Genomic DNA, 25,680 nt, shown 5'->3' on the forward strand with positions numbered 1-25,680 from the left:
CCAGCCCGCAGAACAGGGAATCATGCCATGACCGTCACGTCCACGAGCCGCGGCAGCTTCAGCCTGCGCAGTCCGCTCGCCCGTCTCGCCGCCATCGCCTCGGCCGTATTCCTTGCCGCCTGCGAACCGATCGAGACCGCCCGCTCCGGCCCGTCGACCGGCCCGACCATCGATCCCTCGCAGCCCGTTCCGGTCGCCTTGCTGGTGCCCAGCGGCGGCGGCGCGGATCTGGACTGGCTGGCGCGCTCGCTGACCAATTCGGCCAAGATGGCAGCCGCCGATGCGCAGGGCGCGACGATCGACCTGCGCGTCTACAACTCGGGCGGCGACCCCGGGACCGCCGTTGCCATGGCCAACAAGGCCGCGGATGAGGGTGCCAAGATCATCCTTGGCCCGCTTTTCGCCGACAGCGCCAATGCGGTGGGTCTGGCCATGGCCCCGCGCGGCATCAACGTCCTGTCCTTCTCGAACAATTCGGACATCGCCGGGGGCAATGTCTTTGTTCTGGGCACCACATTCGCCAATACCGCCGACCGACTGGCAAAATTCGCGGTGCGGAACGGCAAGCGCCGCATTCTGGTCGTGGCCGAGGATGACGCCGCCGGTCAGGTCGGCTCGCGTGCCATTCAGGCGGCGATCCAGCGCAACCGCGGCACGGTCGCGGGCGTCGCCACGCATGCGCTGTCGCAGGAAAGCATCGATCAGGTCGTGCCGAACATCCGTCAGGCCGCCGAATCCGGCAATGTCGACGCGGTCTTCCTGACCGCGAACCAAGGCGCGGTTCTGCCCTATCTGACCGACCGGCTGGCCGATGCGGGCATTACCTCGGCCTCGGTGCAGATGATGGGCCTGACCCGCTGGGATCAGCCTGCCTCGCGCCTGTCGCTGCGGGGCGTTCAGGGTGGCTGGTTCGCCCTGCCCGATCACCGTCTGAAGGGCCAGTTCGACCAGCGCTACCGCGCCGCCTATGGCGAGGCACCGCATGAACTGGGCTCGCTGGGCTATGACGGCGTTGCCGCCATTGCCGCCCTTGCCCGCGCAGGCAAGCGCAATGCGCTGACCACCGCCGGGCTGACCCAGAACTCGGGCTTCCAGGGCATCACGGGTGCCTTCCGTCTGCGCCGCGACGGCACCAACGAACGCGCGCTGTCGGTGGCCACGGTCCGTAATGGCCGGGTCGAGGTCCTTGACGCCGCGCCCAGCAGCTTTGGTGGGATCGGGTTCTGAACTTGAACGACGCCAGCGCCGAAAAACTGCCGCAAAGTGCTCCGGCCCTGCCCGGAGCACATTCGCTGTTCTCGCCCGAAATCTTTCTGCCCTATCTGACAACGCAGTTGCAGGACCTTGATGGCCCGCGCGAGATCCGCGCCAGAACTGTCGCGATCCTGTCGCAGGCGCGGGCCAGTGCGCTGGCCGATATTGTCGTGGGCTTTCAGTCCCATCCCCGCGCCGCGCGGGAAACAGTGCGCGCCATTGCCAGCCTGACCGATGCGACGGTGGTTGCGATCCATCATGTCGCGACGACGATCCTGCACCCGCAGACCAATCCCACCGATGCCGAGCGTCTGGCCGTGCTGGCCATCGGCGGCTATGGCCGGGCCGAGATGGCGCCGCAATCAGATGTGGATTTGCTGTTCCTGACCCCGTGGAAGGTCAGCGCATGGTCGGAAAGCGTGGTCGAATCCATGCTTTACATGCTGTGGGACCTGAAGCTGAAGATCGGGCAATCCACCCGCTCGATCGACGATTGCCTGCGGCTGGGCGCGGGTGACATTACCATCCGCACCAGTCTGCTGGAGCACCGGCTGGTCTGCGGCTACGCCACCACTGCCGAAACCCTGCGCGACCGGCTGTGGGCCGAGCTTTTCGACAATACCGTCCCCGAATTCATCGAGGCAAAGCTTGCCGAACGCTCGGAACGCCACCGCCGTCAGGGCGGGCAACGCTATGTCCTTGAGCCCAATGTCAAAGAGGGCAAGGGCGGCTTGCGCGACCTGCAAACGCTCTACTGGATCGCGAAATACATCCACCGCGTCGACCGGGCGGTCGAGCTGGTCGATCTGGGTTTCTTCACGCGTGAGGAACACCTGACCTTCTGGCAGGCCGAGGATTTCTTGTGGGCGGTGCGCTGCCACCTGCATCTGATCGCGGGTCGGCCCAGCGACCAGCTGACCTTCGACATGCAGGTCGAGGTCGCCAAGGCCATGGGCTATCGCGATCAGGGCGGTCGCCGCGCGGTCGAGATCTTCATGCAGGAATATTTCACCCATGCCACCCGCGTGGGCGAGTTGACCCGCGTCTTCCTTGTCGCGCTGGAGGCACGGCACCTGTACAAGGCGCCGCTGCTCAACGGTTTCTTCAACCGCCGCAAACGCTTCAAGCCGGGCTTCGTGATGGATCGCGGCCGGTTGAACTATGCCAATGAAAAGCAGTTCCTGGCCGATCCGCTGAATATCCTGCGGCTATTCGAGGAAGCGCTGCGCACCGGCGTGCTGCTGCATCCCGACGCCATGCGCGCGGTTGCGGCCAACCTGAACCTGATCGACGACCATGTGCGCCAGGACCCCGAGGCGGTGCGCATCTTTCTTGACCTGCTGCTGAAGCACGGCAACCCGGAACGCTCGCTGCGGCGGATGAACGAGCTGGGGGTGCTGGCCGCCTTCATCCCGGAATTTGCCCCGGTCGTGGCGATGATGCAGTTCAACGTCTATCACCATTACACGGTGGATGAGCATCTGATCCAATGCGTCGCCGCCCTTTCGGCGATCGAACGCGGCGAGGAAATCGCGGACCTGCCCACGGTCAGCAAGATCATGTCGGCCAAGCCCAACCGCCGGGTGATCTATCTGGCGGTTTTCCTGCATGACATCGGCAAGGGACGGACCGAGGATCACTCGATCCTTGGGGCAAGGCTGGCACGGCGGGTCTGCACCCGCTTCGGGCTGGAACCCGATGAGACCGAGACCATCGAATGGCTGATCCGCAACCACCTGCTGATGTCGGACGTGGCGCAGAAGCGCGACATTTCCGACCCGCGGACGCTGCGCGACTTTGCCAAGCTGGTCAAAACGCGAACCCGGCTGGACCTGCTGACCGTGCTGACCGTCTGCGATATTCGCGGCGTCGGTCCCGGCACCTGGAACAACTGGAAGGCCGTGCTGCTGCGCAAGCTGCATGCCGAGACCGAAAGGGCGCTGAAGAACGGCCTTGAGGAACTGAACCGCGACCGCCGCATCGGCGAGGCGAAACGCTCGCTGCGGCATCTGCTGACCGCCCGCGACTGGGAGCCGCGCGAGATCAAGGGCGAGTTGGGCAGGCATTACGAAAACTACTGGCCCAGCCTTCCGACCGAGACGCAGTATGTCTTTGCCGACCTGCTGCGCGGTCTGGGCGATGACGAAATCCGCATAGACCTGCATCCCGATATCGACCGTGACGCGACCCGCGCGGCCTTTGTTCTGGCCGACCATCCGGGGATCTTCTCTCGCCTTGCCGGGGCGATCGCGCTGGTCGGTGCGAATATCGTCGATGCACGGACCTACACGACCAAGGACGGCTTCGCGACGGCGGTGTTCTGGATGCAGGACAGCGACGGACACCCCTATGCCTCGGACCGGCTGCCACGCCTGCGCAAGATGATCGAGCGGACGCTTGCCGGCGAGGTGGTCCCGCGCGAGGTCTTGGCCGGGCGCGACAAGCCCAAGAAACGCGACAGCGCCTTCCGCTTCCCGACCCATATCACCTTCGACAACGAGGCGTCGGACGTCTACACGGTGATCGAGGTCGATACCCGCGACCGGCCCGGTCTGCTTTACGACCTGACCCGGACCTTGGCGGAAAACCATATCCAGATTGCCAGCGCGGTGATCGCGACCTTTGGGGCGCAGGTGGTGGACACGTTCTACGTCAAGGACATGTTCGGGCTAAAGCTGCACCAGCCGCAAAAGCGCGAGTCGCTCAGCAAGAAACTACAACAGGCGATCAAGGACGGAACCGAGCGCGCCGAAAAGGCGGAACGAAGCCTTGGCGGCTCGTTCTAGGTTCCGGGATCACGGAAAGAACAGATGCAACCGATCAGACTAATCCGCGGCTTTCTTTCGGTCGGGGCATGGACATTGGCAAGCCGCGTGGTGGGCTTTGTCCGCGACGTGATGATCGCCGCCTATCTGGGCACCGGGCCGGTGGCGCAGGCCTATCTGGTGGCCTTCACCCTGCCCAACATGTTCCGCCGCTTCTTTGCCGAAGGGGCCTTCAATACGGCCTTCGTGCCGATGTTTGCAAAACGGCTGGAAGCCGGCGACAACCCGCGCGGCTTTGCCGAAGAGGCCTTTTCCGGCCTGTTCAGCGTCGTGCTGGTCGTCTCGGTCATCGCGCATCTGGCAATGCCATGGCTGGTGCTGGCGATGGCGGCAGGCTTCAAGGGCGATGAGCGTTTCGATCTGGCGGTCGTCTATGGCCGGATATGTTTCCCCTATATCCTGTTCATCTCGCTGACGGCGCTGCTGTCGGGGCTGTTGAACGCGGGCGGGCGCTTCATTGCCGCCGCTGCCGCGCCGGTGCTGATGAACTTCATCCTGATCGCCGCAATGCTGCTGGCCGACTGGAACGGCTGGGACATGGGCAAGGCCATGGCCTGGTCCACGCCGGTTTCGGGCATTGCTCAGCTGTACTGCGTCTGGTGGGCGGCCAAACGCATGGGCTTTCCGCTGCGCCTGCGCCGCCCAAGGCTCTCGCCCGACATGCGTCGCCTGTTGGCAGTTGCCGCCCCTGCCGTGCTGGCTGGCGGGGTTGTCCAGATCAACCTGCTGGTCGGACGTCAGGTCGGGTCATTCTATGACGGGGCCATTGCATGGCTGACCAATGCCGACCGGCTGTATCAATTGCCTCTGGGTGTCGTCGGCATCGCCATCGGCATCGTGCTGCTGCCCGACATTTCGCGGCGGCTGAAGGCGGGCGATACGGGCGGCGGTCGGCATGCCTATAACCGCGCCGCGGAATTCGCGCTGTTCCTGACCGTGCCCGCCGCCGTGGCGCTGGTGATGGCGGCCTATCCGCTGATCTCGGTCCTGTTCAAACGCGGCGCCTTCCTTGAGGCCGATGTCGGCCCGACCGCGCTCGCATTGGCGATCTACGGCCTTGGCCTGCCTGCCTTCGTGCTGCAAAAGGTGCTGCAACCGCTGTATTTCGCGCGCGAGGATACCCGCAGCCCGTTCCGCTTTGCGATCTGGTCGATGGTGGTCAATGCGGTGATCGCGCTTGGCCTTGCGCCCTTCATCGGCTTTTCCGCCGCCGCCTGGGGCACGACCATCGCCGGTTGGACCATGGCCGCACAGCTATGGCGTGGCACCCGCGCCTATGGCGAGGCCGCCGAACTGGACGAGCGGCTCAAGCACCGTCTGCCCCGCATCATCGGCGCGTCGGCGGTCATGGGCGTGGCGATCTGGGCGACGCTGGCGGCGCTTGGTGACACGCTGTACCAGCCCGGCACGCGCTATCTGGCACTGCTGGCGTTGGTTGGCGCAGGTGTCGCGGCTTATGGTATCGCCGCGATCCTGCTGGGGGCCTTCCGTCCTTCGGACCTGAAGGCAGGCTTTCGCCGTCAGCGCTGACGGATCTGGCGCATGACCCGGGCGACCCCGCCCGGGATCAGCACGAAGGACATCAGGAACCCGGTCGCAAAGCCCGCGACCTCGGCGATCCAGGTCTTGTTGCCATCCTGAAAGATGATGCCAAAGACCAGCTGGAACGCCAGAAGCATGCCGATCAGCGAAAACGCCCGCATCCGGTTGGCGTTTTCCTGCCCGAGCCGCGTCCACAGCAGGAAGGTAAAGGCCCCGACCAGACCGTAGACCGCCGGATAGCCGCCGATCAGCGGCTGAAAGCGGAACTGCGGCAAAAGCCCCGCGACCAGCGTGTAGATGAGCGCCCCGCCAATGGCCGAGCCAAAGAAGAGCGCCAGAACGGCCCATGTCCGGAACTGATTAGCGACTAGGTTCCCCAGCGCCAGACAGAAGACGATCGTGAAGACCGCACTCATCAGCGACAGATGGACAAAGGAATAGGTCAGGATGCGCCAGCTTTGATCCAGCATGAACACCCCCATCTGCCACAGTTGCAGCACCATTTCGGGGATATAGGCAGTGCGCTCGACCGCGATCTGGCGCATGGCGATGCCCGCCCCCGGCGCGCCGCCCCCGGTCAGGCCCAGTTGCGCCAGTCCGAACACCGCCTCGCAGGCGATCATCGGCAGGACCAGTGCCCAGACCACGGCGGGAACAGGGTTCAGCGGGGATTCGTCGTAACCGGGTCGCATCGTCATCCTCATGCTTGCTCGGGCGGTTGCGCCCGGACCGGTCAAGGGGTAAGCCAGCCTTCGGAAATTTCCAAGCAGGTAGTGCCATGACCACGAGCTTCGCTCCGCGCATCTTCTCCGGCATCCAGCCCTCGGGCGGGCTGACGCTGGGCAATTACCTTGGCGCGCTGAAACGCTTCGCCGAATATCAGGGCAAGGGCGCCGAGACGATCTATTGCGTCGTGGACCTGCATGCGATCACCGTCTGGCAAGACCCCGAGAAACTGCGTCACAACACCCGTGAGGTCGCGGCGGCGTTTCTGGCATCCGGCGTCGATCCCGAGGTTTCGATCCTGTTCAACCAAAGCCAGGTTGCCCAGCATGCGGAGCTGGCATGGCTGTTCAACACCGTCGCCCGCGTCGGCTGGATGTACCGGATGACCCAGTTCAAGGACAAGGCGGGCAAGAACTCGGAAAATTCCAGTCTTGGGCTGCTGGCCTACCCGTCGCTGATGGCGGCGGACATTCTGGCCTATCACGCGACCGAAGTGCCGGTCGGTGAGGACCAGAAGCAGCATCTGGAACTGACCCGCGACATCGCTGCCAAGTTCAACCATGATTACGGCGTCGATTTCTTCCCGATCACCAATCCGCTGATCGAAGGCACCGCCACCCGCGTCATGTCGCTGCGCGATGGGTCCAAGAAGATGTCGAAATCCGACCCTTCGGACGCGACCCGCATCAACCTGACCGACGATGCCGATGCCATCGCGCAGAAGATCCGCAAGGCCCGCACCGATGCCGAGCCGCTGCCGGGTAACATGGAAGGTCTGAAGGACCGCGCCGAGGCCCGCAACCTCGTGAACATCTATGCCGCACTTTCGGGTGAAACTGCGGATCAGGTGCTGGCGCGTTTCGAGGGTCAGGGCTTTGGTGCCTTCAAACCCGCTTTGGCCGAAGTCGCGGTCGAGGTGCTGGCCCCGATCACCGCCAAGATGACCCAGTACATGGCCGATCCTGCGGAAATCGACCGCATCATGGGCCGTGGCGCGGATCAGGCGGCGGCCATCGCCCAGCCCATCGTCGAGCGGACCAAGGAAATCATGGGCATGATCCGTTCGCGCTGAAGCGACGGAAAAATCAGCCCTTTCCGCGCGGGATGTGCTAGGCTCATCCCGTGCGAGAACGGATATTCAGATGACGGACATCCTGTCCCGGTTGCTTGGCGCGCGGCCTTGGCTTCTGGCCGATGGCGCGACCGGAACCAATCTTTACAATATGGGCCTTCAGCCCGGAGACGCCCCCGATCTGTGGTGCGACACCCATCCCGAGCGGGTGCGTGAATTGCATCGCCAGATGATCGCAGCGGGAGCGGATCTGATCCTGACCAACAGCTTCGGTGCCAATGCCAGCCGCTTGCGTCTGTCGGGCGCAGGAACCCGCGTCGCCGCGATCAACCATGCCGCGGCGCGCTTAGCGCGCGAGGCGGTGGCGGAATCCGACCGCGATGTCATCGTCGCGGGTTCGATCGGCCCGACCGGCGAGATCATGGCCCCCGTCGGCCGCCTGACCGAGGCCGAGGCCACGCGCCTGTTCACCGAACAGGCCGAGGCCCTGAAGGATGGCGGCGTCGACATTCTATGGATCGAGACCGTCAGTGCGGTCGAAGAAATGCGTGCCGCCGCCAAGGCCGCGCAGACGACCGGCCTGCCATGGTGCGGCATGATGAGCTTTGAGCCGGGCGGGCGCAGCATCATGGGCGTCAGCCCGCCGCAATTGGCGACGCTGGTCGAACGCCTGCCCTATCCGCCCGTCGCCTATGGCGCGAATTGCGGCACGGGTCCGGCAGAGCTGCTGCTGGCAATGTCCGGTTTTTCGGCAGCCGGATCGGAACGCCCGCTGATCGCCAAGCCCAATGCCGGGGTTCCTCGCTTTCAGGACGGCGGGCTGATCTATGACGGCACGCCCGAGGTCATGGCCGAATTCGCGGTGCTGGCGCGCGACATGGGCGTCAGGATCATCGGCGGCTGCTGTGGGACCACGCCCGAACATCTGGCTGCCATGCGGGACGCGCTGGAGCAGCGCCAGCCCGGTGCGCGCCCGACGCGCGAGGTGATCTCGTCCCGCATCTCGGGCGCGATGGCCGGGAATTAAAACAGCGACAGTTGATCGCCCGCGCGCGGCGGTGGCCCGAACAGGCTGCAATCCAGCACCGGCTGCGGGCTGTCCAGCCCCAGCCTTCGACGGGCGAGGCGGAAGCGCTGGCGCAGCAACTCGGCCTCGACTCCTTCACCGCGCATCCGCGCGCCAAAGCGTGGATCATTGTCACGCCCGCCGCGCATGGCCTGAATGCGCGCCATGACATGCGCAGCCTTGCCCGGATGGTGACGCTCCAGCCAATCGCGAAACAGGGGTGCCACCTCAAGCGGCAGGCGGATCGGGATCATGCTGGCCGCATGTGCCCCGGCGTCGCGGGCCGCCTGCATGATACGCTCCATCTCATGTTCGTTCAGGACCGGGATCATCGGCGCGGTAATGACCCGCACCGGCACACCCGCGCGGGCCAAGGCCTCGATCATCCGCAGCCGGGTGGCAGGCGCGGGGGCGCGGGGCTCCATCTGACGGGCCAGATCCGCGTCCAGTGTCGTGATCGAAACGCCTGTGCTGACCAGCCGCCGTGCCGCCATGTTCCCCAGCAACGCCACATCGCGCAGCACCGTCGCCCCCCGCGTCACCAGGCTCATCGGGTGGTTCCACGCCGACAGAACCTCAATACAGCCGCGCATGATTCCCATCTTGGCCTCAAGCGGCTGATAGGGGTCGGTATTCGTCCCGAAGGCGATGGGCGCGACCGCATAGCCGCGCCGCCCGATCTCGGCCGCCAGCAATTCGGGCGCATTGGGCTTGGCGGTCAGCTTGGTTTCGAAATCCAATCCCGGCGACAGACCCAGATAGGCGTGGCTGGGTCGGGCAAAGCAATAGATGCAACCATGCTCGCATCCCCGATAGGGATTGACCGAGCGGTCGAAGGGAATGTCGGGCGAGGCATTGCGCGCGATGATCGAACGCGCGCGTTCCTGGGTGACCTCGGTTCGCAACAACGCCTGCTCCTCGGGGATATCCCAGCCGTCATGTTCGCGTTCCTGCTGATATGGCTCGAATCGGCCAGCCGGGCGGGTATCCGCCCCACGGGCGCGCAGGATTTCATCAGGGTTTCGCGGCGGCAGGGTCATGCGGTCAGAATACGCCGCAAGCAAGAACATATCAAGAACATCACGATTGACGCATTCGTCAGGCACGAAGGTCTTTTCCTTCACGCCGTTCAGTCACATAATCGACCTATAGGAGGTCGACATGCCGCTTCCGCATTTCCTGATCCTGCTTCTTGCCGTGATTCTGGCCGCGGGCCTGACCATCTGGCTGGTAACCGCGATCGGTGTGCCGCTTTACGTTTCGGGACTGATCGCGCTTAGCGCAGCCGCCATCGTGCATCTGGTCGTGCGCGTGGACCACTAGAGGGGCCATATGGCCTGCCCTGCGCACGGCCTGAACGCGCGTGCGACCAGCGAAACGATGGCAAAAAGGACAGGTTCCTTCACCGCCTCATCATCGCCAGAATGGACCCATAGTTCAGCAGTCTCTGCAATGTGAATCGCGACAACTCTTTTCGAATCAAGGAAAGTTCAGTCCAAGTCATGTCCCAGACCGTGCCTCCCCTGACCCTTGTTTCCATCGTCTGCCCCTGCTTCAATGAAGAGGACGGCCTGCGGGAATTCGTGCAACGCATCGGGCAGGTCATGCGCGGCGCAGGCCAGCCCTATGAGATCGTCTTCGTCAATGATGGCAGCCGCGACGGGACGCTTGCACTGATGCACGAACTGGCCGAGGCCGAGCACAATATCACCGTGGTCAATTTCAGCCGCAATTTCGGCAAAGAAATCGCGCTGACCGCCGGGTTGTGCCACGCCACCGGCGATGCCGTCATCGCCATCGACGCCGATCTGCAAGACCCGCCCGCGCTGATCCCGACATTCCTTGAGCGCTACCGCGAAGGCTATGATGTGGTCTATGGCCGCCGGATCGAAAGACAGGGCGACAGCTGGCTGAAAAAGACCACGGCGCATGGTTTTTACCGCGTCATGCGCCGCCTTGGCCCGGTCCCCTTGCCCGCCAATGTCGGGGATTTCCGGCTGATGAGCCGCCGTGCGGTGTCCGCTCTGCTGCGCCTGCCCGAGGCGCATCGCTTCATGAAGGGCCTGTTCGCCTGGGTCGGCTTCAAATCCTGCGCGGTCGATTACGTGCGCGAGCCGCGCTTCTCGGGCACGAGCAAGTGGAAATACGCCCAGCTTCTGAACCTCTCGATCGAGGGGATCACCTCATTCACCACGGTTCCGCTGCGGCTGACCACCTATCTGGGCTTCCTGATCGCGCTTTTCGCCTTTGGTGGCGGTGCCTATTACCTGATCCGCACCCTGCTGATCGGCGAGGACGTGCAGGGTTTCCCGACGCTGTTCCTGACCATCCTGCTGCTGGGCGGCGTGCAACTGATCGCCTTGGGGGTGATCGGCGAATATCTGGGCCGCATCTTCAACGAAACCAAGCGCCGCCCGCTGTTTCTGGTCGACGACATCCACTGGTCCGAGGCCGGCGCATCCCGCCGCAAGGATCGCGACGCCTTCCTTTACGGCATCCCGCCGGTGCTGCCCGTGGATGTCCAACCGCGTCCGCAAGCTGCGGGAGAAACCGTGTTACCGCTGATGGGTGGTGCGGAAAATCGCGCGCGATGACAGGATGTAATTGACGACCGAGGCAATGCCGATCGCCAAGGCCAGCGCAGCATATAGCGGCATGCCCGCCATACGGAACAGGAACAGCATTCCTGCACGCATGCCCCAGACGACCACGCTCCACAGCATGAACAGGATGTAGCGGCGCGACAGGCCCGGCTGGCCCTTCGATCCGAAGGTCAGATGCTCATGCCAGAAAAACACCGCCGTCGCGCTGAAAACCATGGCCAGCGCCAGCGCCGTTTCGGGTGATATGCCCAAGGCGCGCACCGCCAGCAGGGTCACGACGTAATCGACCACCGCTCCAAAGGCAGAGCCTCCGGCAAAGACGCCATATCGTTTCAGTTGTGCAATCACCGGTTTTCCAGCTCGGCATCCCAGTACAGAAAGTCCATCCAGGTCTGGTGCAACTGGTCCGCCGCGCCCGGCAGGCGCATGGCTGCCGCATCAAGCTGATACGAGGTCGGGGCAAAGGGCGGACGCAGCAGCTTCAGCCCGGCCTGCTCGGGGGTCTTGTTGCCTTTGCGTAGATTGTCCTTGCTGCAGCAGGAGACGATGTTCAGCCAGTTCGATTGTCCGCCTTTGCTGCGCGGCACAATGTGGTCAAAGGTCAGGTCGCGGGCCGGATAGCGCTTTCCGCAATACTGGCAGCGGAATTCATCGCGCAGAAACACATTGTAGCGGGTAAAGGCGACATGCTTGCGCTTGCGAAAGGTCTTCAGCGCGATGACGGCGGGAACGTCGTATTCGCGGGCAGCGGTGCGGATCTGGATATCGTCATAGGCCTTCACCTGCACGACCCGGTCCTGAAACACCGACACGATCGCCTGCTGCCAGGTGCAGACCGACAGCGGTGCATAGCTGAGCGGCTGCATGTCCGCGTTCAGGATCAGCGTCCGAAGGTTCTGAAGCGGCAGGTTCATGCGTTACCTCCGGGCCGGGGGCGCGCGCCGTCCTGAGCGAAATGAAAAAGGCGCGTGGTAATCACGCGCCTTGGGAAATCTTGTGGAAACTTGGGGTATACGCCTATGGATTCGTAGCCCTTTCCCACCGCGGGAAGGGGGAAGCCCGGACTTTGACGCGAGTCTCGCCACTCGCGCAAGGGAACCATCCTGAGTTTTCCAAGGTCGTCCAGCATCGGCCCTCTGCCTTATCTGTGCAGGGTAATTCATCGGAACGTCTTGCGGACAACTATATATCGTGACCGCGGTCAGACAATACCCTCAATATATGTCCTGCCAAATCATTAACCCCGATGCGTGACATCGACGTGACAGGCGATGTCCGCCAAATCCCTCATGCGCCACGGCAAGTTTTGCCAGATGTGAACCGCGGCAAGGGTCATTGCTTCCAATCAAGCGGTGCTGGCTTTCCGGTCACCTCAATGTCAGGATCGGGGCATGGCGAACCCACCCAGCCTGATCGGCACGCTGGAGACCGCGCTTTATGCGCGCGATCTTGATCGTGCGTCGGTGTTCTGGACTGAGGTCATGGGCCTGCCCCGGATCGGCTATCAGCCCGATCGGCATGCGTTTTTCCAATGTGGGGAACAGATCCTGCTGGTCTTCAATCCGGACGCAACCCGCAGACCGCCGGCTGCGGGATCACCCGTGCCCGTTCCACCGCATGGCGCCGAGGGCGAGGGTCACTTCTGCATTGGCGTCGAGGATGCACAGATGGATGCGTGGCGGCAGCATCTGCAGGCCGCAGGCATCAGGATCGAGGCCGATTTCGTCTGGCCGCAGGGGGGAAGATCGATTTATTTCCGGGACCCGGCAGGCAATTCCATCGAATTGGCCGAACCCCGGATATGGAGCCTGATGCGGGTGGATCAGCGGCGGGCGCGTACCACGACTTTCTGAGCTTGCGGCCGACGCATCGCCATTGCCAGAAGCATCCCGGCAGGAAGGACAGCGGTCAGGGCCATCAGGATCAGATTCATCGCAAAATCTCCTCGCTAACTGATTCCAAGGTAATCCCCGACCCTGCGACTTCAAGGGCAATTATGCGCGATATGAAGTTACCCCGCGGAAAACCGCTCTCTCAGGAAAGCTAATGCGACCGACAACCCATCGGGCGAAATCCCGTGCGGCGTGCGTTTCATCACATGGGTCCGGACCGAGAAACCAGCCCCGGCCAGCGCATCGGCAGCCAGCGCCATGCTTTCGAAAGGCACGACCGGGTCCTGATCGCCATGTGCCAGCAGGATCGGCGGGCGGGATTTCACATCGCGGGCCAGCGCCTCGGGGTCCAGAAGCCGACCCGAAAAGCCGACAACGCCCGCCAGTTCCGCGTCGCGGCGTGGCGCGACTTCCAGCGACATCATCGTACCTTGCGAGAAACCAACCAGCGCCAGACGCGACGGCGCAAGACCTTCGTTTTTCAGAACTTTATCAAGGAAGGCATTGATGTCGCGGAATGATTCTTCGGCCGAGGCGCGTGCCTGTTCGGGCGTCGAGCCGTCCATCCACGGGATCGGGAACCATTGGAACCCCATCGGATTGTTGATGCAACGTTCCGGCGCATCGGGGGCATAAAATGCCGTGCGCGGCAGATGCGGCTGCATCGGATCGGCCAGACCCAGCAGGTCGGCCCCATCCGCACCATAGCCATGCAGGAAGACAACCACCGAATCCGCCTTGGCCGGTCCCGTCCGTTTTGCATTGAGTTCCCGCGTCATCTGACCCCCTCGCGTCCTTTTGCCAGCCGGTAATAGGCCCAGAGCCCGCGTGCCGCAACCGCGCGCCATGGTCGCCACGGTTCGGCCAGTTCGACCAGCGCCCGCGGCCCCGGCCGTTCCGGCAGGTCGTAAAGCAGCCGCGCCGCCTCGGCCAAGGCCAGATCGGCGGCGGCAAAGACATCCGCCCGCCCCAACGCGAATTTCAGATAGATTTCAGCGGTCCAGCGCCCGATCCCCGGCAAGGAAGTCAACGCGGCAATGGCGTCTTCGTCGGAAAGATCGCGCAGGCCGGGCCAGTCCAGTCCCGCCCCGGCGATGCCGCGCAGGTAGCGGATCTTGGACCGCGACAGGCCGGTCGCGCGCAGGTCCTCATCGCTGGCTGCCGCAATGCCTGCCTCATCGCCCAACCCGGCCGCGACCATGCGTGCGACGATGGCACTGGCGGCATGGGTCGAAATCTGCTGCGACACCACGGCATCGCGGATTGACGCGAATCCTTCGTCCCAGCGCCGCAGCGGCAAGGGGCCAAGCTGAGGCAGCACCCGCGCCCAGACCGGGCAGACCCGCGCCAGATGGGCAGCGCCCTCGTCCAGATCCGCCGGGCCGCGAATCACCCGAATCATGCGTCGGGGCTGCTCTCGCTGGTCAGCCGGGCCTCTTCCTTCAGACGTGTCTCGAACGCCATCGAGATATGGCGGCGCAAGGCAGCCTCGGCACGGGCCTCATCGCGGACGGTGATCGCATCGACGATCTCCTGATGCTCGTCCAGCGTCACCGTGTCGCGCCCCTTTGCCGCCAGCGTCGTGCGCGCCATCAAGGCCATGCTGCGATGCACAAGGTCCAGCTGCTGCACGAGATAGCGGTTGTGCGAGGCCAGATGGATCTGATGGTGAAAGCGCCGATTGGCACGCGACAGCGCCTGCGGATCGCCAAGGATCTTGTGATCCTCATCGACCATTCCGGCCAGCACCCGGATTTCCTCGGGCGTGGCATGGCGGGCGGCAAGGCGCGCGGCCAGCGCCTCAAGCTCGGCGCGGACGGTATACAGCTCGGCCAACTGGTTGTGATCCAGAGTGGCCACGATCAGGCTGCGCCCGTCGCGCTTCAGCATGGACTGGGTTTCCAGCCGCTGCAGCGCTTCGCGTACCGGGGTCCGCGAGACGCCGAAACGCTCGGCCAGCTCGGATTCGACCAGCCGGTCGCCGGGGCGATAGATGCCGTTGTCGATGGCGGAAAGGATCAGGGAATAGGCGTCTTTCATGCGGCGCACGATCCTGTTTCGCGCGCGGGATTGCAAGCGCCCTGCTGCGGGCTTAGGCAGCGCATATGGATTTTCATCATGTGACCACCTGGATCTTCGATCTGGACAACACGCTTTACGCGCCCGAGATGCGGCTTTTCGATCAGATCGAGCGTCGCATGACCACCTATGTCATGCGCGAGCTGCGCGTCCCCGAGGCCGAGGCCAGCCGCCTGCGCGACCATTACTGGCGCGAGCATGGCACGACACTGTCCGGTCTGATGGCCGAACATGCGATCGACCCGATGCCCTATCTGCGCGAGGTCCATGACATCGACTTCTCCCATCTGACGCCGGACCCCGATCTTGCCGCGCTGATCTCGGACCTGCCGGGGCGCAAGATCGTGCATACCAATGGCGACACCGAATACGCCGCCCGCGTGCTGGAGGGCCGAGGCCTGACCGTATTCGATGAGGTCCACGGCATCGACACCACCGGCTTCCTGCCCAAACCCGACCCGCGCGCTTATGCCGCAGTGATGCAGGCATCGGGTTTCGACCCTGCCACCGCCGCCATGTTCGAGGACGAGCCCCGCAACCTTGAAACCCCGCATTCACTGGGCATGCGCACGGTTCTGGTCGGCAAGGGTCGCAGCGGTCCCGACCAGTTTGCACCTGCTCATGACCACGGCGCGCACGTCCAACACCACACCATGGACCTGACCGCCTTCCTGCGCTCCCTTGCCGAAACGCAGCGTCAGGGACAGAATTAAGCGAACCCGAACAGGAGACGCGTCATGGCCGCCACACACGTTGATCCCATTGAAGCCCGTCAGGAAGCCCGGACCGCAGCCAAGCTGCTGATGTTCGCGCTGGCTCTGGTCGTTTTCGCCGTTGTCACGACCGCGATCTGGGGCCTGCCCGCGCTTGCCATGATCGGGCTTGCCGGAACAGTCACGGTCTTTGGCGTGCTCATCGCCTATGCGGCAGGCTTCTGAACTGATGGAACGGACCGAGATCCTCGTTTCGGGCGGCGGCATTGCCGGGCTGATCGCAGCGGCAGCCTTTGGCAGCGCCGGGCATCAGGTCACTTGCGTTGACCCCGCCCCGCCCATCACCGATGAGGCGGCCGAAGGCTCGGACCTGCGCAGCACGGCATTCCTGCATCCGTCGATCGCGGTCCTATCCGCCGCCGGGCTGTGGGAACGCCTCGCCCCGCATGCGACGCCCTTGCAGGTCATGCGCATCATCGACGCGGGCGGAAAGATGTCGCAAGCCCGCCTGACCCGCGATTTCGACGCGGCTGAAATTTCGGACCAGCCCTTTGGGTGGAATCTGCCGAACTGGCTGCTGAAACGCGAGATCTCGGCCCGGCTGGCCACGCTGCAGAATGTCCGCTTTCTGCCCGGCACCGGAACCGCTGGCCTGATCGCGCGCGAAAATGAAGCGCTGGTCACGTTGACGGACGGCAAGCGCCTCCGCGCCGATCTGGTCATCGGTGCCGACGGACGCAATTCGCCGGTGCGCCAGGCGCTAGGAATCGGCACACGCACCCTGCGCTATGGGCAAAAGGCTCTGGCCTTCGCCGTCACTCATGACCGCCCCCATGACAATATCTCGACCGAGATCCACCGTTCGGGCGGCCCCTTCACGCTGGTTCCCCTGCCCGACCGCGACGGCAAGCCCTCCTCGGCGGTGGTCTGGATGGAGCGCGGCCCCGAAACCGCCCGCCTGCGCGCCCTTCCTCCCGAGGAGTTTTCCGCTGAACTGAACCGCCGCTCGGCCGGTGTTCTTGGCCATCTGACTCAGGCCACCCGACTGACCGAATGGCCGATCATCAGTCAGATCGCCGACAACTTCACTGGCCCCCGCACCGCCTTGATCGCCGAGGCCGCCCATGTCGTCCCGCCGATTGGCGCGCAGGGGCTGAACATGAGCGTCGCCGATCTCGCGGCCCTGATCGAGCTGTCATCGGGCAGTCCCGGCAGCCGCGCCTCGCTTGACGCCTATAACCGCCGCCGCCGCCCCGAGGCATTGGCCCGCCTGATCGGTATCGACGCACTGAACCGGACCAGCATGATCTCTGCCCGGCCCTTGCGCGACCTGCGGGCGGCAGCCCTCGGCAGCCTCTATGCGGTGGCCCCGGTCCGCCGAGTTCTGATGCGCGCCGGCCTTGGGGTCAGCTAGAACCGCAGGCTTTCTTCGTTTTTCAAATACCCCCCGCGACCGCGCCACCGTGAACCACGCTTCCCAGTGGCGCGTCCGCGCGCAATCTGCCATTCAGAACAAATGGCAAGACCTATTACCGCTTTCACCTGCACCGCCTGCGGTGCCAGCCACAAGAAATGGTCCGGTCGCTGCGAAGCCTGCGGCGAATGGAACACGATCATCGAGGAAGCCCCGCTCTCGCAGGGGCCCGGTCGCGGCCTTGGCACGCTCAAGGGCAAGCCGATCCCGCTTTCCGGCCTCGCCACGCAGGAAGCCCCCCCAACACGCGCCAATTCCGGCATCGCCGAATTCGACCGTGTGTTGGGCGGTGGGCTGGTTCCGGGCTCGGCCATCCTTGTCGGCGGCGATCCGGGAATCGGGAAATCCACTCTGCTCCTGCAGGCCGCTGCCGCCTTTGCGCGTTCAGGTCAGCAGGCGATCTATATCTCGGGCGAGGAAGCCAGCGCACAGGTCCGCCTGCGCGCCCAACGCCTTGGCCTTGGCGATGCGCCGGTGCGACTTGGCGCGGAAACCGCGCTGCGCGACATCCTGACCACGCTCGACGCCGAGCGTCCCGATGTTGCCATTATCGACTCGATCCAGACGCTCTGGTCCGATCAGATCGAGGCCGCACCGGGCTCGGTCTCTCAGGTCCGCGCCACCGCGCATGAACTGACCACCTTCGCCAAGAAGCGCGGCACCTCGGTCGTGCTGGTCGGCCATGTCACCAAAGAAGGCCAGATCGCCGGTCCCCGCGTCGTCGAGCACATGGTCGACACGGTCCTGTATTTCGAGGGCGAGCGCGGCCACCAGTTCCGCATCCTGCGCGCCCATAAGAACCGCTTCGGCCCGGCCGATGAAATCGGCGTCTTCGAAATGACCGGCGGCGGCTTGTCCGAGGTTGCGAACCCCTCGGCGCTGTTCCTGTCGGAACGCGGTCAACCCAGCGCCGGATCGGCCGTCTATGCGGGCATCGAGGGCACACGCCCGGTCCTGACAGAAGTTCAGGCCCTTGTTGCACCTTCGACACTGGCCAGCCCGCGACGCACCGTCGTCGGACTGGACTCGGGCCGGGTCTCGACCATCCTTGCGGTGCTTGAGGCGCGTTGCGGCATCCCTTTCGCAGGTCTGGACGTTTTTCTCAATGTTGCCGGGGGGATGCGCGTCAACGAACCGGCGGCGGATTTGGCCATCGCTGCGGCCCTTCTTAGCGCGCGCGAGGATATTGCCCTGCCCCCCGAGGCCGTGGTTTTCGGCGAAATCAGCCTGTCTGGCGCGCTAAGACCAGTCGCGCAGACCGAAAACAGGTTGAAAGAAGCACAAAAACTTGGTTTTTCACGAGCAATCCTGCCTACTTCCACCAAGGTCGAGGGCATGGGCGGGATGCGGCTGGACCGTGTCCCGGATCTGACAAAATTTGTGGGCGAGACATTCGGGGCCGGATGAGCTTGCCACTCAATCGCGGGGCTACCCGCAAAAGGGCGTGACATGGACGGTTTCACCATCATCGACGGCATCGTGGCGGCCGTGATCATCCTCTCGGCGATCCTTGCCTATGCACGGGGCTTCGTGCGCGAATCGCTCGCCATCCTCGGCTGGATCGGCGCGGCGGTGCTGGCCTTCATCTTTGCGCCCGCGGCGCGGCCGATGATCGCCCAGATACCCGGTCTGAACAAATTCCTTTCCGATAGCTGCGAGTTGTCGACCATCGCCGGTTTCGCCGCGGTCTTTGCCCTGGCGCTGGTGCTGTTCTCGATCATCACGCCGCTATTCTCCTCGGTGGTGCAGCGCTCAGCGCTTGGCGGTATCGACCAAGGCATGGGGTTCCTGTTCGGTGTGGCGCGCGGCATCCTGCTGGTGGCGATCGCCTTCATCGTCTACGACCGGGTCATGTCCGAACAGGACCTGCCCGTCGTCGACAACTCGCGCTCGGCCCAGGTTTTTGAGCGCATGACCGGCCAGATGGACGAGCAAATCCCGCATAATGCGCCGGAATGGGTCGTCTCGCGCTATGAGCAACTGGTCCGTGGCTGCATGAGCACCGAAGCCGTCGACCAGAACACCCAGACGCCCGCACCCGCCGCGACCCCCACTGAGGGCACCGCCCCGGCGAATTGAAACAACCCGGCGAATATAACCGCCTCGTGACATAAAATGCGCCCTGCCGGTCCGGCGGGGCGTGACTTCACCCGCGCGAGTCCCTATGTTAGCGGCACTCACGCCAGATACCCCTCCCCTAGCCCCATGAGCCGGTGATGATGCAGCCATTTCTTGCCCATCCCTTCGATTACGACCGCTTGCATGAAGAATGCGGCGTCTTTGGCGTAATCGGTGTCGCGGATGCGGCCAACTTCGTCGCCCTCGGCCTGCATGCCTTGCAGCATCGCGGACAGGAAGCTGGCGGCATCATCTCGCATGACGCGGAACAGGGCTTCAACAGCGCCCACCGTTTCGGCTACGTGCGCGACAATTTCACGAAACAAAGCCTGATGGAGACCCTGCCGGGGTCGCTGGCCATCGGCCATGTCCGCTACTCGACCGCAGGAACCAAGGCCGCGACCGCGATCCGCGACGTACAGCCCTTCTTTGGTGATTTCTCGATGGGCGGCTGTGCCGTCGCCCATAACGGCAACATCACCAACGCCATGGCGCTGCGCAAGGAACTGATCGAGCGCGGCTCGATCTTCCAGTCCAGCTCGGACTCCGAATGCATCATCCACCTGATGGCGCGTTCGATCCAGCGCAACATCCCCGAGCGGATGAAGGACGCGCTGCGCCGCGTCGAAGGCGCGTTCAGCGTCATCGCCATGACCCGCACCAAGCTGATCGGCGTCCGCGACCCTCTGGGCGTACGCCCGCTGGTTCTGGGCAAGGTTGGCGACGAGGGCTATGTCCTGTCCTCGGAAACCTGTGCGCTCGACATCATCGGCGCCGAGTTCATCCGCGAGATCGACCCGGGCGAGATGGTGGTGATCTCGAAGGGCGAGATCGAAAGTTCGCGCCCCTTCGGTCCCTCGACCGGTCGTTTCTGCATCTTCGAGCACGTCTATTTCTCGCGTCCGGATTCGATCATCAAGGGCCGCTCGGTCTATGAGACCCGCCGCCAGATCGGCGTGGAACTGGCCCGCGAAGCTCCGGTCGAAGCCGATCTGGTCTGCGCGGTTCCCGACAGCGGCACCCCCGCCGCGATCGGTTTCGCGCATGAAAGCGGCATCCCCTTCGGCATGGGCATCATCCGCAACCAATATATGGGCCGGACCTTCATCGAACCGACCGAACAGATCCGCAACATGGGCGTACGCCTGAAGCTGAACGTGAACCGCGCGCTGGTCGCCGGTAAGCGCGTTGTGCTGGTCGACGACTCGGTGGTGCGCGGCACCACCTCGCGCAAGATCAAGGACATGATCCTTGATGCCGGCGCGGCCGAGGTGCATTTCCGGATCGCCAGCCCGCCGACCGCTTGGCCCTGCTTCTACGGCGTCGACACGCCCGACCGCGAAAAGCTGCTGGCCGCGAACATGTCCGAGGAAGAGATGCGCGAATGGATCGGGGTGGACAGCCTCGCCTTCGTGTCGCTCGACGGTCTCTATCGCGCCGTGGGCGAGGCTCAGGGCCGCAACACCGGCAGCCCGCAATATTGCGATGCCTGCTTCTCGGGCGACTATCCGGTCGCACCCTTCGACCAGCTGGAACGCGGCTTCCGCATGAAGGCCAATTCCGAAACCGCGGGCGCTGCCATTACCGGCCACGCCGCAGAATAAGACCCGGTTCGGCACAGCCGAACCAGAAAGGGCGGGGGCTCGATGCCCCCGCCCTTTCTTTTTCCGTCATGACCCGAACCTCAGGCCCGACCGGCGCTTTCGGGCAGGATCACCATGAATCGGCTGCCCTTGCCGCGCGCGCTTTCGATCTTCATCCGGCCACGATGGCGGTTGACGATATGCTTGACGATGGCAAGACCCAGCCCCGTGCCCCCCTGCTCGCGCGAGCGATGCGCATCGACCCGGTAGAAGCGTTCGGTCAGACGCGGCAGATGCAGCGCCTCGATCCCCTCGCCCTCATCCTCGACAGTGACCGTCCATGCCGGGCCGCGCAGCACCGGCTCATGTTCCAGCCGTTCCAATTGCACGCGAACGACACCGCCGCTGCCGCCATATTTCACCGCATTCTCGATCAGGTTGTGAAACACCTGCACCAGCTGATCCGCATCGCCGGGCAGCGTGACCTGCCCGTCACCCACCTGCGCTTCAATCCGCACCCCCGCCGCCGTAGCCGAGGGCGACAGCGTCGTCACCACCGAACGCAGCAGCGCGGCCAGATCGACGCTTTCGACCGGGCGGCGACGCTCGTCCTGCTCGACCCGGCTCAGCGACAGCAATTCGCCGATCAGCCGGTTCATCCGCCCGGCCTCGCGGCCCATGATGTCCAGGAAACGTTCCTGAGCCGCCGGATCGTTGCGGGCCGGGCCGCGCAGCGTCTCGATAAAGCCCATCAGCGCGGTCAGTGGCGTACGCAGCTCATGGCTGACATTGGCGACGAAATCCCGGCGCATCTGGCCGGTTTCCTCATCGCGCGAGCGGTCCTCGATGGTGATGCCCGCAGCGCGGCCCTTGGACAGGTCCATGGGCGTCACCGTGACCTCGCACATGACCTTGCCGTTGCGGGTCTGCATGGTGGCGTTCAGCCGGGCGCGCGGACTGCCCGCCAGCACGGAATCCAAGGCGGCATTCACCTCGGGGTGGCGCAACAGGGTGACGAAGGGACGGCCCGACGGAACCGGACCCAGCAGCGACTCCATCGCGTCATTGCCACCGATCAGCCGGGATTCGGCATCGACCACCGCCATCGGCACCGGCACCGCCGCCAGAAGTTGCGCAAGCAGGTCCGGGCTCATCTGCCCTCCGCAGGCGTCATGCCAGCGCGGAAGCGCGCGGCATTGGCACGGTAGCCTCCGGCCGATTTGAGCAACCTTGCCCGCGCCTCATCATCCAGCTCGCGCACGACCTTGCCCGGCGATCCCATGACCAGCGATCCCGGCGGGATCTCCTTGCCTTCGGTCACCAGCGCGCCCGCGCCGATCAATGAGCCTGCGCCGATCTTTGCCCCGTTCAGGATGATCGCGCCCATGCCGATCAGCACGCCGTCCCCGATGGTACAGCCATGCAGGATGGCGCGGTGGCCGATGGTGCAATCCGCGCCGATGGTCAGCGGATGGCCGATATCGGTGTGGCAGACGGTCAGTTCCTGCACATTGGAATTGCGACCGACGCGGATTTCTTCGTTATCCCCGCGCAGGACGGCGCCGAACCAGACGCTGGCGCCCTCCTCCAGCACGACCTTGCCGATCAATTGCGCATCGGGGGCGACCCATGCGTCATCGGCCAGTTGCGGCGAAAATCCGTCCAGATCCCAGATCATCTGCCTTCCTCCTCCATCAGGCCGCGCACGAAGGGCCCAAGGCCGGTCTGACGGGCGCGGCGCAGCCGCTCGGCCGTCAGGATGGTCTTGAGCGCCTCGGCGCTTTGGTCAATGTCCTCGTTGACGATGACATAATCGTATTCGGCCCAATGGCTGATCTCGTCGCGGCTTTTCTGCATGCGCCCAGCGATCACCTCGGGCGCGTCCTGCCCGCGCGAGATCAGACGGCGTTCCAGCTCGGCAAGGCTGGGCGGCAGCACGAAGATCGAGATGACATGATTTCCCAGCGCCGAGGCGCGGATCTGCTGCCCGCCCTGCCAGTCGACATCGAACAGCGTGTCACGACCGGCGCGCATCGCCTCTTCGACGGGTTCGCGCGGGGTGCCATAGAGATTGCCGAAGACCTCGGCATGTTCCAGCATATTGCCCGCCGCAACCATGGCGCGGAACTCCCCCGGTTCGCGGAAATAATAGTGATCGCCCTCGACCTCGCCGGGGCGCGGCTTGCGCGTCGTGGCCGAGACGGAAAAGCGCAAGGTCGGGTCCCATTCCATCAGCCGCCGCGCCAGTGTCGATTTCCCCGCACCCGAGGGCGAGGACAGGATGATCAGAAGCCCGCTACGATCCATGGTCCCGATTTCCTTTTTATTGTTGGCCGGACAGACGAAATGCGCGGCCTGAATGACGCAGCGCGGGGGGCGGGGTCAACCCCCGCCCCGGCGTCGCCCGGATTTTAACCAATTCTAAATAATTCACTCGGCGCAATGGGGTGCGGCTTGCTAGAGTTGGCCGCGTAGTGTGTTACGAGTTCCGTTCGGTTTTTGGGTGATATGCATGTCGGATGATCACGGTCCCTTGGACGACCGCGACGATGCCGTGCGTGGGCTTGACGCCCCGCGCGAGGGTAAACTGCTTCACCTGTCCGATCACGGAACAGCCCAGCCAGAGCACATCCTGCATGAGTTGCGCAGCTACTGGGACAGCCTGCGCAATGGCCGCGCCATTCCTGCCCGCGCCGAGGTTGAGCCGCGTGCCATCCGCCGCACGCTGGACTACGCCTTCATCCTTGAGCGCATCGCGCCGGGTGCCGCGCGCTTCCGCCTTGCCGGCCGTCACCTGATCGACCTGATGGGGATGGAGGTGCGGGGCATGCCGCTTTGCGCGCTGTTTGATACCGGATCGCGGGGGCGGCTGTCGGATGTGCTGGAAACCGTGTTTCGCGGCCCACAGATCGCCCGGATCAGGCTGGAGGCCCCGGCAAGCTACGGTCGGCCCAAGCTGGCCGGATCGCTGCTGCTGCTGCCGCTGCGCTCGGATCTGGGCGATGTGACGCGCGCCCTGGGCTGCCTTGTCAGCGAAGGCGAGATCGGCCAGACCCCGCGCCGGTTCGATCTGGCCGGAGAGGCGCTGTTCCCGGTCATTCCCGGCGCGCATATCATTGAGCCTTCGGCCTCGATCACCGGATTTGCCGAAAGCCCGGCAAGCTGGCGCGCCGACACGGCCAAACCCGTGCCCGATCCGACCACGCCCGAGGAACGCCGCGCGCGCTTCCGGCTGGTCACCAACGATCCCGGATCAGCAAAGACCGACAAGCTGATGTGAAAAGGGCGGCGAAATCATCGCCGCCCTTTTCATCAATTTCGTTCGGATCAGCTGGCCTTAGCCTGCTGTGCGCCGGCCACACGGCGGCGGCGCAACTCCTCGGCCACAAGGAAGGCCAGTTCCAGCGACTGGCTGGCGTTCAGGCGCGGGTCGCAGGCGGTGTGGTAGCGGTCCGACAGGTCCTCATCGGTGACCGCGCGGACGCCGCCGGTGCATTCGGTCACGTCCTTGCCGGTCATCTCGAAATGCACGCCGCCGGGGATCGTGCCCTCGTCGCGGTGGACGGCGAAGAACTCGCGCACCTCGCGCAGCACCGATTCGAAGGGCCGGGTCTTGTAGCCCGAGGCCGATTTGATCGTGTTGCCGTGCATCGGGTCGCAGGACCATACCACGTTCGCACCTTCGGCCTGCACCGCCTTGATCAGGCGCGGCAGGTGGTCGCCGACCGAACCCGCACCGAAGCGCGCGATCAGGGTCAGGCGGCCCGGCTCGTTTTCCGGGTTCAGCTTCCAGATCAGCGTTTTCAGGTCGCTGTCCGAGATCGACGGCCCGCATTTTAGCCCGATCGGGTTCTGCACGCCGCGCGCAAACTCGACATGGGCGCCATCGATCTGGCGGGTGCGATCGCCGATCCAGATCATGTGGCCCGAGCCCGCGACCGGCAGGCCCGTGGTCGAGTCGATCCGGGCCAGCGCCTCTTCGTATTCCAGCAGCAGGGCTTCATGGCTGGTATAGAAATCGACCGTGCCAAGGCCATGCGCCGTGGCCGAGGTCACGCCCGCCGCCGCCATGAAGGCCATCGCGTCGCTGATGCGATCGGCGATGTCGCGGTAGCGCGCGGCTTCCTCGCCGCCGGTGAAATCGCTGATCCAGCTTTGCACGCGGTGGATATCGGCATAGCCACCGGTCGAAAACGCGCGCAGCAGGTTCAGGCTGGCCGCAGCCTGCGTGTATGCCGCCAGCATCCGCTGCGGATCGGGAATGCGGGCTTCCGGCGTGAAGTCGAAGCCGTTGATGATGTCGCCGCGGTAGCTGGGCAGCTCATGCGCACCGATGGTTTCGGTCGCGGTCGAGCGCGGCTTGGCGAACTGACCAGCCATGCGGCCAACCTTGACCACGGGCAGTTGCGCGCCCCAGGTCAGCACGATCGCCATCTGCAGCATCACCTTGAAGGTGTCGCGGATATTGTCGGCCGAGAATTCCGAGAAGCTTTCGGCGCAATCGCCGCCCTGCAGCAGGAACGAGCGTCCCGCCGCGACTTCCGCCAGCGAGGCCTTCAGCCGTCGCGCCTCGCCCGCAAAGACCAGCGGGGGAAATTTCGCAAGCTGCGCCTCGACGGCGTTCAGAGCGGCTTGGTCGGGATAGTCAGGCATCTGGATGCGCGGATAGGCGCGCCAGCCACGCTTGTCCCAGGTTTGGGTTGCGGTAGCGGTTTTCTGCGGTGCCATGATCC

General features: G+C 64.5%; 26 protein-coding genes. 15 read left to right on the forward strand and 11 right to left on the reverse strand.

The annotated features are described in order from the left end of the window. Window positions 1-27 precede the first annotated feature (27 nt). The 3 genes from IB235_RS15705 (at window position 28) to murJ (ending at window position 5,609) form a co-directional block, all read left to right on the forward strand. Window positions 28-1,227 (forward strand): penicillin-binding protein activator, encoded by a 1,200-nt coding sequence (locus tag IB235_RS15705; RefSeq protein ID WP_155040893.1) that lies wholly within the window; start codon window positions 28-30, stop codon window positions 1,225-1,227. A 65-nt stretch (window positions 1,228-1,292) separates the two neighbouring features. Then, window positions 1,293-4,040 (forward strand): [protein-PII] uridylyltransferase, encoded by a 2,748-nt coding sequence (locus IB235_RS15710; protein ID WP_370576909.1) that lies wholly within the window; start codon window positions 1,293-1,295, stop codon window positions 4,038-4,040. Window positions 4,041-4,064: 24 nt separating this feature from the next. After that, complete coding sequence (gene murJ / locus IB235_RS15715) at window positions 4,065-5,609, forward strand: murein biosynthesis integral membrane protein MurJ (RefSeq protein WP_192337475.1); 1,545 nt, start codon at window positions 4,065-4,067, stop codon at window positions 5,607-5,609. Here the strand turns inward: murJ and IB235_RS15720 are convergent. Beyond that, complete coding sequence (locus IB235_RS15720) at window positions 5,600-6,313, reverse strand: rhomboid family intramembrane serine protease (protein WP_155040890.1); 714 nt, start codon at window positions 6,311-6,313, stop codon at window positions 5,600-5,602. The two genes, murJ and IB235_RS15720, sit on opposite strands and share 10 nt — an antisense overlap. 86 nt (window positions 6,314-6,399) lie before the next feature. Between IB235_RS15720 and trpS the strand changes: the two genes are divergently transcribed. Both trpS and bmt read left to right on the forward strand, forming a co-directional pair. Next, complete coding sequence (gene trpS, locus IB235_RS15725) at window positions 6,400-7,419, forward strand: tryptophan--tRNA ligase (protein WP_155040889.1); 1,020 nt, start codon at window positions 6,400-6,402, stop codon at window positions 7,417-7,419. A 70-nt stretch (window positions 7,420-7,489) separates the two neighbouring features. After that, the gene (gene bmt, locus IB235_RS15730; protein ID WP_192337476.1) at window positions 7,490-8,446 is read left to right on the forward strand and encodes a betaine--homocysteine S-methyltransferase; all 957 of its coding nucleotides are present in this window, start codon (window positions 7,490-7,492) and stop codon (window positions 8,444-8,446) included. Here bmt and IB235_RS15735 read toward each other — a convergent pair. Then, window positions 8,443-9,525, reverse strand: a complete 1,083-nt coding sequence (locus IB235_RS15735; RefSeq protein ID WP_192337477.1) for a PA0069 family radical SAM protein — start codon at window positions 9,523-9,525, stop codon at window positions 8,443-8,445. The two genes, bmt and IB235_RS15735, sit on opposite strands and share 4 nt — an antisense overlap. 121 nt (window positions 9,526-9,646) lie before the next feature. On the opposite strand from IB235_RS15735, the gene IB235_RS15740 reads away from it, so the two are divergent. After that, window positions 9,647-9,808, forward strand: a complete 162-nt coding sequence (locus IB235_RS15740) for a hypothetical protein (RefSeq protein WP_170297700.1) — start codon at window positions 9,647-9,649, stop codon at window positions 9,806-9,808. A gap of 179 nt (window positions 9,809-9,987) precedes the next feature. Further along, window positions 9,988-11,079 (forward strand): glycosyltransferase family 2 protein, encoded by a 1,092-nt coding sequence (locus IB235_RS15745; protein WP_225612367.1) that lies wholly within the window; start codon window positions 9,988-9,990, stop codon window positions 11,077-11,079. Here the strand turns inward: IB235_RS15745 and IB235_RS15750 are convergent. Continuing rightward, entirely contained in the window at window positions 11,041-11,436 is a 396-nt protein-coding gene (locus tag IB235_RS15750) for a GtrA family protein (protein ID WP_192337478.1), read from the reverse strand. The genes IB235_RS15745 and IB235_RS15750 overlap by 39 nt on opposite strands. Next, window positions 11,433-12,002, reverse strand: coding sequence for an HNH endonuclease (locus tag IB235_RS15755; protein ID WP_155040884.1), 570 nt, complete (start codon window positions 12,000-12,002; stop codon window positions 11,433-11,435). The genes IB235_RS15750 and IB235_RS15755 overlap by 4 nt, the downstream gene beginning before the upstream one ends. Before the next feature lie 477 nt (window positions 12,003-12,479). On the opposite strand from IB235_RS15755, the gene IB235_RS15760 reads away from it, so the two are divergent. Beyond that, window positions 12,480-12,941 carry a VOC family protein gene (locus IB235_RS15760; protein ID WP_192337479.1) on the forward strand — a complete coding sequence of 154 codons (462 nt, stop codon included), beginning with the start codon at window positions 12,480-12,482 and terminating at the stop codon, window positions 12,939-12,941. 158 nt (window positions 12,942-13,099) lie between these two features. Here IB235_RS15760 and IB235_RS15765 read toward each other — a convergent pair whose 3' ends face one another. The 3 genes from IB235_RS15765 to IB235_RS15775 are packed head-to-tail and all read right to left on the reverse strand — an operon-like array spanning window position 13,100 to window position 15,020. Further along, window positions 13,100-13,759 carry an alpha/beta hydrolase gene (locus IB235_RS15765; RefSeq protein WP_192337480.1) on the reverse strand — a complete coding sequence of 220 codons (660 nt, stop codon included), beginning with the start codon at window positions 13,757-13,759 and terminating at the stop codon, window positions 13,100-13,102. Beyond that, the gene (locus IB235_RS15770; protein ID WP_192337481.1) at window positions 13,756-14,382 is read right to left on the reverse strand and encodes a DNA-3-methyladenine glycosylase; all 627 of its coding nucleotides are present in this window, start codon (window positions 14,380-14,382) and stop codon (window positions 13,756-13,758) included. Before IB235_RS15770 ends, IB235_RS15765 begins: the two co-directional genes overlap by 4 nt. Further along, the gene (locus IB235_RS15775; RefSeq protein ID WP_192337482.1) at window positions 14,379-15,020 is read right to left on the reverse strand and encodes a GntR family transcriptional regulator; all 642 of its coding nucleotides are present in this window, start codon (window positions 15,018-15,020) and stop codon (window positions 14,379-14,381) included. The genes IB235_RS15770 and IB235_RS15775 overlap by 4 nt, the downstream gene beginning before the upstream one ends. A 65-nt stretch (window positions 15,021-15,085) precedes the next feature. Between IB235_RS15775 and IB235_RS15780 the strand changes: the two genes are divergently transcribed. The 6 genes from IB235_RS15780 to purF all read left to right on the forward strand — a co-directional run bounded on the left by IB235_RS15780 (window position 15,086) and on the right by purF (window position 20,968). Then, the gene (locus IB235_RS15780; RefSeq protein ID WP_192337483.1) at window positions 15,086-15,772 is read left to right on the forward strand and encodes a pyrimidine 5'-nucleotidase; all 687 of its coding nucleotides are present in this window, start codon (window positions 15,086-15,088) and stop codon (window positions 15,770-15,772) included. Between the two features lie 24 nt (window positions 15,773-15,796). Beyond that, window positions 15,797-15,997 carry a hypothetical protein gene (locus IB235_RS15785; protein ID WP_155040878.1) on the forward strand — a complete coding sequence of 67 codons (201 nt, stop codon included), beginning with the start codon at window positions 15,797-15,799 and terminating at the stop codon, window positions 15,995-15,997. A gap of 4 nt (window positions 15,998-16,001) precedes the next feature. After that, a complete protein-coding gene (locus IB235_RS15790) occupies window positions 16,002-17,186 on the forward strand; it encodes a UbiH/UbiF family hydroxylase (RefSeq protein ID WP_192337484.1) in 1,185 nt (394 codons plus the stop codon). A 102-nt stretch (window positions 17,187-17,288) separates the two neighbouring features. After that, window positions 17,289-18,653 (forward strand): DNA repair protein RadA, encoded by a 1,365-nt coding sequence (gene radA, locus IB235_RS15795; RefSeq protein ID WP_155040876.1) that lies wholly within the window; start codon window positions 17,289-17,291, stop codon window positions 18,651-18,653. Between the two features lie 42 nt (window positions 18,654-18,695). Continuing rightward, entirely contained in the window at window positions 18,696-19,325 is a 630-nt protein-coding gene (locus tag IB235_RS15800) for a CvpA family protein (RefSeq protein WP_155040875.1), read from the forward strand. Between the two features lie 140 nt (window positions 19,326-19,465). Beyond that, entirely contained in the window at window positions 19,466-20,968 is a 1,503-nt protein-coding gene (gene purF / locus IB235_RS15805; protein WP_155040922.1) for an amidophosphoribosyltransferase, read from the forward strand. A gap of 80 nt (window positions 20,969-21,048) precedes the next feature. On the opposite strand, the gene IB235_RS15810 is transcribed toward purF, so the two are convergent. Genes IB235_RS15810 through gmk form a run of 3 tightly spaced genes read right to left on the reverse strand, consistent with a single transcriptional unit; the run spans window position 21,049 to window position 23,254 of the window. Then, window positions 21,049-22,101, reverse strand: coding sequence for an ATP-binding protein (locus IB235_RS15810; protein ID WP_192337485.1), 1,053 nt, complete (start codon window positions 22,099-22,101; stop codon window positions 21,049-21,051). Then, the gene (locus tag IB235_RS15815) at window positions 22,098-22,625 is read right to left on the reverse strand and encodes a gamma carbonic anhydrase family protein (protein ID WP_192337486.1); all 528 of its coding nucleotides are present in this window, start codon (window positions 22,623-22,625) and stop codon (window positions 22,098-22,100) included. Before IB235_RS15815 ends, IB235_RS15810 begins: the two co-directional genes overlap by 4 nt. Then, window positions 22,622-23,254, reverse strand: a complete 633-nt coding sequence (gene gmk, locus IB235_RS15820) for a guanylate kinase (protein WP_155040872.1) — start codon at window positions 23,252-23,254, stop codon at window positions 22,622-22,624. Before gmk ends, IB235_RS15815 begins: the two co-directional genes overlap by 4 nt. A 205-nt stretch (window positions 23,255-23,459) precedes the next feature. Here gmk and IB235_RS15825 point away from each other — a divergent pair, with 205 nt between their 5' ends. Next, window positions 23,460-24,227, forward strand: coding sequence for a PAS domain-containing protein (locus IB235_RS15825; protein ID WP_192337487.1), 768 nt, complete (start codon window positions 23,460-23,462; stop codon window positions 24,225-24,227). A 47-nt stretch (window positions 24,228-24,274) separates the two neighbouring features. Here IB235_RS15825 and IB235_RS15830 read toward each other — a convergent pair whose 3' ends face one another. Continuing rightward, window positions 24,275-25,675 carry a class II 3-deoxy-7-phosphoheptulonate synthase gene (locus IB235_RS15830; RefSeq protein ID WP_192337488.1) on the reverse strand — a complete coding sequence of 467 codons (1,401 nt, stop codon included), beginning with the start codon at window positions 25,673-25,675 and terminating at the stop codon, window positions 24,275-24,277. Window positions 25,676-25,680: the final 5 nt, after the last annotated feature.

Source organism: Paracoccus sp. PAR01 (genome assembly GCF_014851995.1).
GTDB classification, from domain to species: Bacteria; Pseudomonadota; Alphaproteobacteria; order Rhodobacterales; family Rhodobacteraceae; genus Paracoccus; species Paracoccus litorisediminis.

Coding starts and splice junctions, on each gene's coding strand:
- bmt (WP_192337476.1), top strand. CDS start 7,490: ATGACGGACATCCTGTCCCGGTTGCTTGGCGCGCGGCCTTGGCTTCTG.
- IB235_RS15765 (WP_192337480.1), bottom strand. CDS start 13,759: ATGACGCGGGAACTCAATGCAAAACGGACGGGACCGGCCAAGGCGGAT.
- IB235_RS15825 (WP_192337487.1), top strand. CDS start 23,460: ATGTCGGATGATCACGGTCCCTTGGACGACCGCGACGATGCCGTGCGT.
- IB235_RS15780 (WP_192337483.1), top strand. CDS start 15,086: ATGGATTTTCATCATGTGACCACCTGGATCTTCGATCTGGACAACACG.
- IB235_RS15790 (WP_192337484.1), top strand. CDS start 16,002: ATGGAACGGACCGAGATCCTCGTTTCGGGCGGCGGCATTGCCGGGCTG.
- gmk (WP_155040872.1), bottom strand. CDS start 23,254: ATGGATCGTAGCGGGCTTCTGATCATCCTGTCCTCGCCCTCGGGTGCG.
- IB235_RS15775 (WP_192337482.1), bottom strand. CDS start 15,020: ATGAAAGACGCCTATTCCCTGATCCTTTCCGCCATCGACAACGGCATC.
- IB235_RS15720 (WP_155040890.1), bottom strand. CDS start 6,313: ATGCGACCCGGTTACGACGAATCCCCGCTGAACCCTGTTCCCGCCGTG.
- IB235_RS15800 (WP_155040875.1), top strand. CDS start 18,696: ATGGACGGTTTCACCATCATCGACGGCATCGTGGCGGCCGTGATCATC.
- IB235_RS15735 (WP_192337477.1), bottom strand. CDS start 9,525: ATGACCCTGCCGCCGCGAAACCCTGATGAAATCCTGCGCGCCCGTGGG.
- IB235_RS15740 (WP_170297700.1), top strand. CDS start 9,647: ATGCCGCTTCCGCATTTCCTGATCCTGCTTCTTGCCGTGATTCTGGCC.
- IB235_RS15760 (WP_192337479.1), top strand. CDS start 12,480: ATGGCGAACCCACCCAGCCTGATCGGCACGCTGGAGACCGCGCTTTAT.
- IB235_RS15770 (WP_192337481.1), bottom strand. CDS start 14,382: ATGATTCGGGTGATTCGCGGCCCGGCGGATCTGGACGAGGGCGCTGCC.
- IB235_RS15810 (WP_192337485.1), bottom strand. CDS start 22,101: ATGAGCCCGGACCTGCTTGCGCAACTTCTGGCGGCGGTGCCGGTGCCG.
- IB235_RS15815 (WP_192337486.1), bottom strand. CDS start 22,625: ATGATCTGGGATCTGGACGGATTTTCGCCGCAACTGGCCGATGACGCA.
- purF (WP_155040922.1), top strand. CDS start 19,466: ATGCAGCCATTTCTTGCCCATCCCTTCGATTACGACCGCTTGCATGAA.
- IB235_RS15705 (WP_155040893.1), top strand. CDS start 28: ATGACCGTCACGTCCACGAGCCGCGGCAGCTTCAGCCTGCGCAGTCCG.
- murJ (WP_192337475.1), top strand. CDS start 4,065: ATGCAACCGATCAGACTAATCCGCGGCTTTCTTTCGGTCGGGGCATGG.
- IB235_RS15785 (WP_155040878.1), top strand. CDS start 15,797: ATGGCCGCCACACACGTTGATCCCATTGAAGCCCGTCAGGAAGCCCGG.
- radA (WP_155040876.1), top strand. CDS start 17,289: ATGGCAAGACCTATTACCGCTTTCACCTGCACCGCCTGCGGTGCCAGC.
- IB235_RS15745 (WP_225612367.1), top strand. CDS start 9,988: ATGTCCCAGACCGTGCCTCCCCTGACCCTTGTTTCCATCGTCTGCCCC.
- IB235_RS15755 (WP_155040884.1), bottom strand. CDS start 12,002: ATGAACCTGCCGCTTCAGAACCTTCGGACGCTGATCCTGAACGCGGAC.
- trpS (WP_155040889.1), top strand. CDS start 6,400: ATGACCACGAGCTTCGCTCCGCGCATCTTCTCCGGCATCCAGCCCTCG.
- IB235_RS15830 (WP_192337488.1), bottom strand. CDS start 25,675: ATGGCACCGCAGAAAACCGCTACCGCAACCCAAACCTGGGACAAGCGT.